We start from the raw sequence: 13,121 nt of genomic DNA on the forward strand, positions 1-13,121 counted from the left end.
AAATAAATCATTATTGATTTAATAAAAATAGAGCTTTTTAAAATAGACTCTCATAATTTATATATAAAATTGTTTTCAATTTTTAATTATTACTATTAAATAATTTCATTTATTCCATAATATTTTCTATTTAATTCTACAATTTGATCATGGTTTATATTCGTTACTAGTTTTTTTATCAGGTATATCTCAAGGTTCATTAACAAAACAATTAAAAGAACTAGAAGCTGATGCCTTATTAATCGAAATGTATATCCAGAAGTCCCACCAAAAGTAGAGTATTCCTTAACAGACATGGGTGAAAAAATATTACCAATTCTAAAAATGATGGAAGAGTTCGGTAAAAAACATGGTAAACAAATAGATGAAATGCTTTAATTCTTATTTATATATAAAAATACCTCGACACTATTTTCCTAACTAGTGTCGAGGTATTTATTATTTCTTCAATAATTCAATGATTAAATCGTTAATTTCATGTTTTTTCTCTACGAATAATGCGTGTCCTACATCTGATACACGTGTTAGTTGATAATTAGGCATTGTTTTTTCTAGTACTTCAGAAAATTCGATTGGGCATGCCGCATCGTCTGTGCCGTGTATTCCGTATACTGGTAAGTCTATATTCTTCACGTCTTCTCTAAGGTCTTCATCACGAAGCGACTCTAATAATTTAACTGTACCTATTAATGATGATGTTAGCGTTAATTGAGTGAAATAGTTTTTGTATTCATCTGATACGTCTGTTTTAGAACTGAAGAATGTGTCTCCAAATTCTGTAATTGCTTTTGGTTGATCGTCAGAAATAGACTTCATTAAATCTGTTACATCGTCTACTTCCATACCGTAAGGGTAGCCTTCTCTCTGTGTAAAGCTAGGTCCTGCTGGTCCAAGTAGTATCATTTTTTCTAAATCTGGATTGTTATGCTTAGCTGCATATTTTAGTGCTAACACACCACCTACTGAGAATCCAACAACAACAACATAATTTTTAAGGTTTAATTCATCGACTACTTTTTGAACGTCATCTACAATTGTGTCGTAATCATAACCAGAAGCAGTCGTATCTGATAATCCGAAACCACGATGATCAATACCTATATAACGGTAGCCATTATTTACAACATGTTGTGCTTGATATTCAAACATTTTATTATTAGCCGGCCATCCGTGAAGAAATACAATCGGTTGACCTTCACCAAAGTCTTCTACATTAAGATATGCATTTTCTTCTATTTGAATTCTATGTGTCATATTTATCTACTCCTTTGTTTAGTTCTTTCCTTTTTGCTTTCTTCTTTAAACATTAGGTCAGATTAACTCAACAATTCTTTAACAGCAGCACCTACTAAATTAGCAGATTGTGGATTTTGTCCTGTTACTATTTGACCATCAACGACTACTTTAGGACGAAATGGTATATGAGATTTTTCATAACGTGCACCTTGGACTTTCAATTCGTCTTCAAGCTTAAATGGGACAATCTTCATCTTGTTGGCCAAAAGTTCTTCTAAGTTTGAGAACCCTGTAATTTTCTTCTGATCAATTAAAAATCTTCCTTTTTCATTTTTCACATTTAATAGACCTGCAATACCATGGCAAACTGCGGAAACAACGCCACCTTTCTTATAAACCTCATTTATAGCTTTTTTAGCGTCTTCATTATCAGGAAAGTCATACATTACACCGTGTCCACCCGTGAAATAAATTGCATCGTATTGCGCAACATTTGCTTCGCTAATAGGTTGTGAATATTTTAATTTATTCATAAAATCTTTATTTTGATAGTAGGCTTTTGTCGTCTTATCCAACATTACTTTCCCTAAACTCATTGGATCAAGCGGTGTATTTCCTCCAGTAATGTTGAAAAAGTCTACTTGATAATCATCACTCTTAAAATGTTCATAAAAATGAACAAGTTCACCTAGCCATAAACCTGTTGGAACTTGAGTTCCTTCAAAAACATCCGAACTTGTATTTACAATCATAATTCTTTTCATGATATGTCCGCCTTTCTTATTTGCTGTCATCCATTTTTACAATAATTTTACCTTTTGCCCTTCCACTATTTGAATATTCTAGGGCTGCTTCTGTATCTTTAAAGTCATAAACTTTATCAATGATTGGTTTAATTTTATCTTGTTCGATTAAATCTTTAATAATCGTTAATTGTTCACCGCTCGGCTTCATAAACAGAAATTCATAATTTGCATGATATTTTTTAGCTTTTCTTGTATATTTTGAAGAAGCTAACTTAAATAACACTTGTTTAGCGACACCTAAATTCATGCTTTTCGCAACTTTAGCTGTTGGCATACCTGATATAGATGTAACTGTACCGCCTTCTTTTAACACTTCAAAAGAATGTTCTAAATTTTCTCCTCCTAAAGTATCGAAGACACCGTTATATCCTGATAAGACTTCCCAAAATTTTTCTTCTCTATAATTAATAATTTTATCTGCACCTAGTGAACTGACAAGATCATACCCTCGAGAACTCGCTGTTGTAGCAACATATAAGCCCATCGCTTTAGCCAATTGTATAGCGAATGTTCCAACGCCACCTGAACCAGCTTGAATTAATACTTTATCACCTTGTTTAAGTTTCATAACATCATTGAGTGCTTGATATGCCGTTAATCCCACTAACGGTATACTTGCCGCTTCTTCAAAAGTTAAATTACTTGGTTTTAAAGCAATATCATTCTCATCGACAGCTATATATTCTGCAAATGTCCCTATCTTATTTTTTCTAGGACGGGCGTAAACTTCATCCCCGACTTTAAAACCTTTAACCTTACTACCAACTTCAGCAATCACACCTGAAAAATCATTACCAAGAATAAGAGGAAAGTCATATTTCAATAAAGGACGTAAGCCTCCCTCTTTAATTTTATAATCTATAGGATTAATACTAGCTGCTTTAATTTCCACACGTACTTCAGTAGGGTTCATATTCGGTATTGGCATGCGTTCTAATGACACTGGTCCATCACCATATTTATGAATTACCATCGCATTCATATCCGTTATCATATAATTCTTTCCCTTCTTTTTTAACGTTCATTTTATCTTCTATACATATTACCTATTATACGCTTTGCTAAACTTTCGAAGACAGTCAAAAGTCACACCATTATGCGTGTTAGCTAATGGTATGGCTTGATTTAAATCGTATATTTGTATTTTAATGTATTAAGATATTTTCTTTGGAAATAAAGCTCATTATTAGATATTATAGAAACAAAAGCTATACCTCATAATTAATTTTGAAAGATAATTCAGTAAGCTAAAGTTAGTTTTATACGCTTTATACTTTGGAGGTAACATTATGTTAAATTTTCTTTTTATAGTTCTTCTAGTCTTTCTTACGTATACTTTCTTCCATTGTTTATATATAAAAATTTCTAAATCGTTAAAGGCTAAAGAAAGAACAAAAAACAACTATGTGGTCAAAAATATTTTGCTTTCTTCTAAGCACAATATTGATTCCTTTGACGTAATAGTTGTTTTGACGATTTCTTATTTCATATATTATATATAATATATTATTCACTTGTTACACATCACCCTAATATTTCACTTTTCGTAAACTGAAAAATTTCATTGTTTAGCATTAAATCGTTATTTTCATCACGCTCTAGTTTTATATTTTTATACTGTTCTAATAAAGTGGCAATGACGCCATCGTGTGTGATAATCACATTATTTTCATCATCTTTTATATATTTTTTTATAAAATGTTGGAATTCTTTAATAAATGATTGGTGCTCTAAATCATTAGGGTGTTTATTATTTAATAAGTTAATCGTAGATACGTTTTTGTCGTTATAATTTGAGAACATCTGATCACATATATTCATTTTTCCTTTTCTATGTGGGTACACTCTTGGACCTAAAATATCTACGACCTTGATTTTATTGTTATGACTTAATAACATAGCAGTTTCAATTGTTCTAACTGTTGGACTTACCCAAAATTGAGAGTCTTGGTCAATATATTCACTTATGTTTTTTGTACCTCTTCTACCTTTATCAGTCAATTTTGGGTCTTTTAAATTAAAGCTTTCCGGCTCATTCATGTTATGTTCAGCTTGGGCATGTCTCATAATCTTTATCATCTCGACTCATCCTTTTTAATTAGCTTATATTACTTTATCCCTCATTATACATTTCCATGGAAATATTTTTTAATATACTGCCAAAATAAAAAAGCTGCTATCCATCAATTCTTCTAAATTTATTAGAAAAATGAAGGAATGCAGCTCAATAATTATTGATTATTAATGTTTAAAATATATTGGTTAATTTCTGATTTAATCACTTCTAAATGATCAGACTCATTGTCTATTGTTGTTAGATTTAAAGCATAGTTCTCTAAATCTTTAAATGATACTTCACCTTCGACAATTTGCTTACCAATACCACTTGCAAATGATGAATATTTTTTCTCTACAATTTTTTCGAAGAATTCATCTTCAATCATTTTAGAAGCTACTCTTAGCCCCAATGCAAAAGCATCCATACCCGCAATATGAGTAAGTACTAAGTCTTCTTGTTTGAATGAAGTTCTTCTTGGTTTAGCATCGAAGTTTAATCCACCTGGAGCTAGTCCACCATTTTTTAAAATTTCATACATTGCTAAAGTTGTATCATAAAAATCTGTTGGAAACTCATCAGTATCCCAACCTAGTTGAGGATGACCTTGGTTTGCATCCACTGATCCTAACATTTGATTATCTCTAGCGTAACGTAATTCGTGTTGGAATGAGTGACCAGCTAATGTTGCGTGGTTTGCCTCAATATTAAATTTGAAATGCTTATCTAAATCATATTTTTGTAGAAACGCATGAGAAGTTGCTACATCTGTATCATATTGATGTGTAGTTGGTTCTTTAGGCTTTGGTTCAATTAAAAATTGGCCTTCATAACCAATTTCTTCTGCGTAAGCGATAGCCATTTTAAAGAATTTAGCTAAATTATCTAACTCTAACTTCATATCTGTGTTTAACAGGCTTTCATACCCTTCTCTTCCACCCCAGAAGACAAAGTTTTCTGAACCTAATGTTTTAGCTATTTCTAAAGATTTTTTCACTTTTGCAGCTGCATAAGCAAATACATCTGCGTTAGAAGATGTCGCAGCTCCGTGTACAAAACGTTCATGAGTGAAGTTATTTGTAGTATTCCAAAGTAATTTCTTACCTGTTTCATTCATTTTCTTTTTAATTAATTCTACAATTTCATCTAAATTTTTATTAGATTCTTCTAATGTATTTCCTTCAGGAGCAATATCAACGTCATGGAAACAAAAATATTCAATTCCTGTTTTATCCATAAATTCAAAAATAGCATCAACTCGTGCTTTAGCTTTTTCCATTTCATCTAATGAATCCCAATCACGTAATGCAGTACCTACACCAAAAGGATCAGATAGATCTTCAGTGAATGTATGCCAATAAGCTACACTAAAGCGTAAATGTTCAGCCATTGTTTTACCATTAATTTTTTCATCAGCATTATAATATTTAAAACTAAATGGATTTTTTGATTTAGGACCTTCATATTTCACTTTTTCAACATTAAAGTAAGACATTCTTAACTCCTCCTTGAATTGTGGTTTAGTTAGTTTGTTTATTAAACTAACTAACATTGAGTTAAATATAACACCTTAATTAATTTTTGTAAACGGTTTCTTTAAGTGAAATAAAAATAGGCTGCAACATAAATGAATGTCTCAGCCTTCTCTAAATTAAAAGTTAAGTTTAATATTTTCTATATCTAATATTTTCTGGGTAATAGCGAGTGTAGCTCCAAATAAAGTTGCGAATTTAACATTTGAAGTTAAACTAATTTCTATTTCTTTTTGTGTATATTGGTTAAAAGTCGTTTTAATATTATCTAAAAGATCTGGTATTTCGTTTATTAATGGACAATTAATATAAATCACTTTTGGATTAAGCTGCATATTTAAGTTGTACATCAAAATTGCAATCCTAATTGAAAATTGTTGTATCTCTTCCAGTACAATTTCATTTCGTTCATAATACATCTTCTTAAGCTCTGATAATGTATTTTGTGTATTTAACCTTTTATTAATCTTTTGGACTAGTGCATCTTGAGAACATAAATCTTCAATTTTGTGATATGTTTTCTGATTATCTTCAATAGATGATACGAGTGTCTTTCCTATTTCTCCCGCTTCACCATTTGCACCTCTATATAATTTCTGGTCGATAATTAAACCTGCACCGATACCTTTATGTATGCTAAGTGTAATTAAATTATTGATTTCTAAACTATTATTAACATTACATTCATAAATAGCAGAGAAATTGGCTTCATTTTCTACGATAACAGGCACGTCTGCGATTTCCTTAATACTCTCAATCATAGAAACTTTTTCTAATTCGTGAAACGGTAGATGTATAATTTCTTGTTCATTATTAACTATTCCATGGACAGAAATGGCGATACCTAGTAAACCAAAATGTGTTCCAAAGTTTTCATCAGCATTAATATGATATTTTAACAATTCCAACACATGCGTTATTTTTTGATTAGCCAATGGTATAGATTCATACTTTAATAATTCTCCATTGAAGTAGCTATAGATTATTTCAATAGAATGGTATGCAATATCCAAAGAAATGACATAACCAAAATTTTTATTGATCTCTAATATTATTGGTTTACGCCCACCGCTTTTAGTACTCTTACCTTGCCCTACTTCATTAACAAGCTTTTTCTCTTTTAATTTATTTAGAATACTTGAAATGGTGGCTTTATTAATCCCAAGATTTTTAGATATTTGTATTCTTGAGATTAGTTCATTATTAAATATTTGTTGTAAAACTAACTTTTGATTTGAATCTAAATTTGTTACATCTAATTTCTCCAAACTAACACCACCTCAATAAAAACAATTTAAACTAATTAAAACGTTCACTATTTAATTGCACAGATTTGGTTTAACTATAGCATAAAATATATCTGCAAACATCATATGTCTATGTATAGATTATTTATAGAAACTTTTAAAAGAGAAATAAATAGTAATATTTTGATAACCTTCTAACCCTTGATTTAAACACACTTGTTAAAGATTGAAATATTATAATAATACATAATACATAAGAAAGCGTTTACAAAAAATATGTTCAATGGTAATATTTCACTTAAGTTAGTTTGTTTTAAAAACTAACCAACTTATTTGCTTTTTAAACAGGGGGGATATTATTTATGAATGAAACTGTAGAAGCTCAATCTAGTGAACAGATTTTACAATCTAATAATAATGAGAAATTGCATATGCCTGAAAAAATCGTTTTCGGTATTGGTGACTTTGGCGCTAACTATAGTTGGACCTTCATCGCATCATTTATCACTATCTACATGACAGATGTAGTTGGCATTGCAGGCTCAGTTATTGGAACGATTATACTTTTTTGTCGTTTTGCAGATGGTTTTTCTGATTTATTTATGGGAAGCATTATCGATAATACGAATACTAAGATGGGTAAAGCGAAACCTTGGGTCTTTTGGACAGCACCAATTCTAGGGGTATTAACTTTTATGTTGTTCAACGTTCCAGATTTCTTTGGTAATACAGGTAAAATCGCATATATTTTCATTGTTTATTTCTTAATATCAGTTATTTTTTACACTGCTAACAATGTTGCATACTCATCTCTTATCTCATTTATGTCTAAAGATGAAAAAGACAGAGTTTCCTTAGGTAGTATTCGTTTTATTTTTTCAAATATTAGTGTACTTTGTATTACAACTTTCACTACATTTTTAGTAACAAGCTTTGGTGAAAACCAGCAAGGTTGGACTTATACAGCATTAATTTATGGATTTTTATGTGCAGTACCTTTAATGATTACAGGGTATTTTGTTAAAGAAAGAAACGTAGCTAAAAAACAGTATACAAGCAACGGTAAGGCAAAACGTATTCCATTTACCTTAATACTTAAATCATTACTAACTGAAAAATATTTTATTATAACAATTATTCTTTATCTATTATGGTATTTACGTCAAACTGATAATGGTATGAGAGTGTACTATGCTACCTACATTTTTGATAATGTCAATGTCATGGCAATTCTTAGCGTAGCGACATTATTACCTACAATTTTAGGGCTGTTAATCGCACCTAAATTTGCAGAAATAGTTGGTATTAAAAATAGTATTATAATTGGGTTAGTTATTTCTATAATTTCGTACATTGTTATGGCATTATTCTCAGAAAACTTACCATTCCTCATTGTAGGTTTAGTTATAAATGGTATAGGTCTTGTACCATTTACTGCAGCATTAAGTGGAATCGTTGCAGATGTTGGTGATATTATTTATTGGAAGACTGGCGTACCTGTACAAGGTTCCATTTTTAGTTTGGCTAGCGCAGGCATGAAAATCGGTTCTGGATTACAATCCGCTATCGTGGGCTGGTCACTATCTATTGGAGGCTATGTCGCAGGAGCATCTGTACAATCAGAAAGTACTATATTTGCAATTAAATCTATGCAAATATACTTTCCATTATTAACAGTAGTACTCATTTGTGTCATTACTTTCTTCTTAAATTATGAAAAGTTTATTACACAAATTAAACAACAAATTCGTTCAAATAATGTTGGCGAAATGAGATCAAAACAAATATATAAATAAAAGGAGTATTTCAAATGACTAATTTAATACATGTAGCTAAAAACGGTTCAGATTATGGGTTAGGAACTGAAACATCACCCTTCTTAACTATTGATAAAGCCGCTTCAGTAGCGTTACCAGGAGATTCAGTAATCGTACATGAAGGCATCTATAGAGAACAAATCACTCATATTAATAGTGGCTTAAGCGAAGCTAGAAGAATTACTTTTAAAGCTGTAGATAATGAGAAAGTAGTAATTAAAGGTTCTGAAGAAATAAAAAACTGGGAACATGTAGAACAAAATATATGGAAAGTGGATATTGATAATCAATTTTTCAATCATTTCAATCCATTCGATACCAAACTATTTGGTGATTGGTTAGTTGTTGATAATAATAAAACATTAGGACAAGTTTATATAAACGGGCAAGCATTATTTGAAGTGAATGATTTTGATTCTCTGAAAAATCCACAGCCTATACATGAAACATTAGACCATTGGACTAATAAACAAGTCTCTTTTGATTATACAGATGAATCAGTATATGTATGGCATGCAGATGTTCAAGAAGACCATACTACTATTTATGCTAATTTCCAAGATTATGATCCAAATAATGAAACAATCGAAATTAATGTGAGAGAAAATGTTTTTGCTCCCGTTAAAACACATACAAATTATATAACTATTCAAAATTTCGAAATTGCACATGGTGCAACACAATGGTCACCTCCTACAGCTAAACAAACTGGAATAATTGATACAAATTGGAGCAAAAATTGGATTATAGAAAAGAATCTTATTCATGATTCTATGTGTAGTGCAGTAGCAATTGGTAAAGAAATATCAACTGGTGATAACTTTACTACTTATAGAAAAGATAAACCAGGATACCAATACCAAATTGAAACTGTTTTTAAAGCAGTTAATAGTGATTGGAATAAAGAAACGATTGGTTCTCACATCATTAGAAATAATACTATTCATGACTGTGGACAAAACGCAGTTGTCGGACATTTAGGGTGTGCTTTTAGTCATGTATATAGTAACCACATTTATAATATTGGAAATAGAAGAGAGTTCTTCGGTCATGAAATTGCAGGCATAAAATTACATGCAGCATTAGATACACAAGTTTATGATAACTACGTTCATAATTGCTCTTTAGGTATGTGGTTTGATTGGCAAACTCAAGGCACAAGAATAAGTAAAAATATTTTCGCAAATAATACAAGAGACCTATTTGTTGAAGTAACTAGTGGACCTTATATCGTAGATAACAATATTTTAACAGCAGACTATGCACTGGATAACCATGCACAAGGCGGAGCTTATATTAACAACATTATTAACGGTGAAATCGTACATCGATTAATGTTAGATAGATCAACACCTTACCATGTACCACATAGTACTTTAGTAGCTGGATTTGCACCTGTTTATGGTGGAGATGACCGATTTTATAATAATATATTTGTTGGTAAACCAAGTGTATCTAACATTGGCACGCATATATTTAATGAATACACAACTTCATTAGAAGAATATAAAGACTTAGTATCCAAAGAAGAAGGAGATCACGAAGCCTTCCATAAAATAAAACAACCAGTGTTCATCAACCATAACGCATATTTAAACAATGCCGAACACTTCAATAGAGAAGAAAGCTTCATTGAAGATAATTCATTCAATCCAAAGATTTCAATAACTGAAGATGAAAATGAAGTTTACTTAAATGTAACATTGCCAGATTCATTATTAGAATTCAAAGGAGATGTACATTCTACCACTTCACTTCCTAAAGTAAGATTAGTCGACGCAGACTTTGAAAGACCAGATGGAAACGAAGTTGTTATTGATTCAGATTTAATCAATGATACTAGAAACGAATTTGCCTTGTTAGGTCCAATCCAAAATTTAAAACCAGGTAAAAACCGTATATCTATATGGAAAAAATCTTAATTTAAAATTTTCGCATGTTATGAAAGGTATGTCCTGGGAAATAAAAAAGTGCGTTTTCTATACAGAATACAAATTCCTTAGCTATTATTTTTACTCTCTAATTTAAGAAGAATATATTTAATATACAAAAACCAGTGAAATCTATGTTTTATCAAGAATTTCACTGGTTTTTAATATTATAAAATTTTTCACCCAATAGTTTACTACAATATAATATTTATTTTACTGGTGCTAATAAAATCGCTTGGTTTAATGCTTCATTCATACTTCTCTCATCAACTATACCTTTACCAGCAATATCAAATGCAGTACCATGATCTACACTCGTTCTAATTATAGGTAATCCTACTGTAATGTTCACACCCGCTTCTAAGCCTAAAACTTTAATAGGTCCATGTCCTTGATCATGATACATTGCTATTACAATATCAAAATCGCCTCTTTGTGCTCTAAAGAATAATGTGTCAGCTGGCAAGGGTCCCTCAACATTGATATTTAAATCTTTTGCTTGTTTTATTGCTGGGTCAATTTTTTCTTCTTCTTCACCATTTCCGAACAATCCATTTTCACCTGCATGTGGATTAATGCCACACACTCCAATTTTAGGATTTTCAATACCACTATTTTTTAAAGTTACATCCGCCATTTTTATTACATCAAAAACTCTTTCAGGTTTTATTTGATTAATAGCTTCAATCAGACCAACATGAGTAGTAACATGTATAACTTTCAATTTTGGTGAAGATAACATCATTGCATAATTATCCGTGTTAGTTAAATCAGCTAATATTTCTGTATGACCAGGATATAAATGCCCAGCTTTTTGCATTGCTTCTTTATTTAATGGTGCGGTACAAATTGCATCTAACCTCTTAGAATTCGCTAAATTTATCGCTTTTGATAAATACTTAAAAGCAGCATCTCCTGATGTTAGATTAATTTGACCAAATTCTATATTATCTGGGAGTAAATTTAAATCTAGACACTTGATTTCACCAAATTTTGTAGTCTCAAAGTCATCATTCTCACTGATACTTTTCACTTCTAAATTTAAATTTAGAATTTTTATAACTTCTAACAACCTTTTACTATCACCAATAACAATAGGATGTGACCTATTATAAAGTTCTTCATTATTTAAACTTTTAACAATAATTTCAGGTCCAACTCCTGAGGGGTCGCCCATTGTTATACCAATAATTGGTTTTTTCATATTATCTCTCCTTCTAAATAATTTATAGTATTTAAAATAGTATTTTGATTTCCAAATGCTCCAGCTTTAGTAACTATGTTAATCTTACCATTATAAGAATTTGTAGAACTATAAGGTACTCCTTCTTCTATTTCGCCTAATAATTTTAATGAATTTATTTTAAGTTGAGTTAAAACTTCATTAGCTGTATCTCCACCGATTAAAATTATTGAATCACATTTTATATTTTCAAAAATTTCTATAAAAATATTTGTCACTGACTTTACAATAATTTTGCTTACATCATCACTAGAAATATTATGGTTTTCTATATAATCATTTAAATCTTGATTAGAAATTTCATCATTTTCTGCATAAATAATAAGATGCTTATATTTTTTTAAGTGATTAATTCCAATGTTCACATAATCTAAATAGTAATTTTCATTATATCTTTTTACTAACTCATAGACATTAATACCTAAACCAACTGTTTCAACGCTATTATTAGTTGCCTGTTTTATTTGGGAAATAGAAATATCAGACATACTGCTACTGATAGTAATAGTTTGCGATGAATTTGGACTTGAATGATTATGATTTAATTCACTTTTTTCAGGAGTTAAATGTTTTATTAATCCTGCTGAACCAACCCACAATACTTTTTTAAAGTTTTTCTTAATATTATTAATTAATAATTTGAAATCATTTTCTTCCTCTATATCACTTATAATATATTTTATTGTATTTTGTTTTATATAACCGATTTTATCATCAAATGCTTTTTCATCACGTATATTCTCTAAATATAAATTATTGACTTCTATGTTGTGATTGGCATTTAATAATGTTTTTATCTCAGAGTCATATATAGGAAATATCGGATCATTTTTAAAACCAGTATCAGCAATTAGTTGTTTGTGCACAAAATGCTTGCCATTCTTTGTAGTTCTATTCATTTCCGGAAAAGCCGGCGCTATTATTATTAAATCAAAGTTTAAAACTTCATTTACTGCCTCAATCTCAGAAATTATATGTCCTCTAAGCGTAGAATCAATTTTTTTATATATTAAATCAAAATCATTATCTTTAATTTTTTGTGCAATTTTTTTATTTATTTCATAAGATTTATTTTTATTCATCGCCCTAGAATTACTATTAAAAACATAACTAGAGTTATCAGTTATATCAGCATTTCCTTCATTCAATATAACTTTAGTTTCAAAACCATTTTGAGCTAGCTTAATGCCACAGTCATTTGCTCCTGTTAAATCATCAGCTATAACACTAACTCTATATTCCAAGTATATACA

10 protein-coding genes and 1 pseudogene are annotated in these 13,121 nt (G+C 30.1%); 3 read left to right on the forward strand and 8 right to left on the reverse strand.

The genetic code is table 11. The annotated features are described in order from the left end of the window. Positions 1-172: 172 nt before the first annotated feature. Positions 173-378, forward strand: a pseudogene (locus ACO6VN_RS11130) (winged helix-turn-helix transcriptional regulator); the annotation flags it as partial. Between the two features lie 60 nt (positions 379-438). On the opposite strand, the gene ACO6VN_RS11135 reads toward ACO6VN_RS11130, so the two are convergent. From ACO6VN_RS11135 to ACO6VN_RS11160, 6 genes are all read right to left on the reverse strand, one after another. Further along, a complete protein-coding gene (locus ACO6VN_RS11135; protein WP_422404677.1) occupies positions 439-1,254 on the reverse strand; it encodes an alpha/beta fold hydrolase in 816 nt (271 codons plus the stop codon). A gap of 62 nt (positions 1,255-1,316) precedes the next feature. Continuing rightward, a complete protein-coding gene (locus ACO6VN_RS11140) occupies positions 1,317-2,000 on the reverse strand; it encodes a type 1 glutamine amidotransferase domain-containing protein (protein WP_231051311.1) in 684 nt (227 codons plus the stop codon). Positions 2,001-2,016: 16 nt separating this feature from the next. Continuing rightward, positions 2,017-3,024, reverse strand: coding sequence for an NADP-dependent oxidoreductase (locus ACO6VN_RS11145; protein WP_422404704.1), 1,008 nt, complete (start codon positions 3,022-3,024; stop codon positions 2,017-2,019). Positions 3,025-3,566: 542 nt separating this feature from the next. Then, complete coding sequence (locus ACO6VN_RS11150; RefSeq protein ID WP_422404678.1) at positions 3,567-4,121, reverse strand: histidine phosphatase family protein; 555 nt, start codon at positions 4,119-4,121, stop codon at positions 3,567-3,569. 152 nt (positions 4,122-4,273) lie between these two features. Then, positions 4,274-5,593 (reverse strand): xylose isomerase, encoded by a 1,320-nt coding sequence (xylA, locus tag ACO6VN_RS11155; protein ID WP_216683805.1) that lies wholly within the window; start codon positions 5,591-5,593, stop codon positions 4,274-4,276. A gap of 156 nt (positions 5,594-5,749) precedes the next feature. Continuing rightward, positions 5,750-6,898 (reverse strand): ROK family transcriptional regulator, encoded by a 1,149-nt coding sequence (locus ACO6VN_RS11160; RefSeq protein WP_422404679.1) that lies wholly within the window; start codon positions 6,896-6,898, stop codon positions 5,750-5,752. A 341-nt stretch (positions 6,899-7,239) separates the two neighbouring features. On the opposite strand from ACO6VN_RS11160, the gene ACO6VN_RS11165 reads away from it, so the two are divergent. Continuing rightward, positions 7,240-8,673 (forward strand): MFS transporter, encoded by a 1,434-nt coding sequence (locus ACO6VN_RS11165; protein WP_422404680.1) that lies wholly within the window; start codon positions 7,240-7,242, stop codon positions 8,671-8,673. A gap of 14 nt (positions 8,674-8,687) precedes the next feature. Further along, complete coding sequence (locus ACO6VN_RS11170; RefSeq protein WP_422404681.1) at positions 8,688-10,616, forward strand: hypothetical protein; 1,929 nt, start codon at positions 8,688-8,690, stop codon at positions 10,614-10,616. Between the two features lie 217 nt (positions 10,617-10,833). Here ACO6VN_RS11170 and pdxA read toward each other — a convergent pair whose 3' ends face one another. Together pdxA and ACO6VN_RS11180 are read right to left on the reverse strand one after the other, a co-directional pair. Beyond that, positions 10,834-11,829: a 4-hydroxythreonine-4-phosphate dehydrogenase PdxA gene (pdxA, locus tag ACO6VN_RS11175; protein ID WP_216683809.1), complete on the reverse strand. Its 996-nt coding sequence runs from the start codon at positions 11,827-11,829 to the stop codon at positions 10,834-10,836. Next, a complete protein-coding gene (locus tag ACO6VN_RS11180; protein ID WP_216683810.1) occupies positions 11,826-13,112 on the reverse strand; it encodes a four-carbon acid sugar kinase family protein in 1,287 nt (428 codons plus the stop codon). The genes pdxA and ACO6VN_RS11180 overlap by 4 nt, the downstream gene beginning before the upstream one ends. Positions 13,113-13,121 lie beyond the last annotated feature (9 nt).

This window comes from Mammaliicoccus sp. JADD-157 (assembly GCF_049310805.1).
Taxonomy (GTDB): domain Bacteria; phylum Bacillota; class Bacilli; order Staphylococcales; family Staphylococcaceae; genus Mammaliicoccus; species Mammaliicoccus lentus.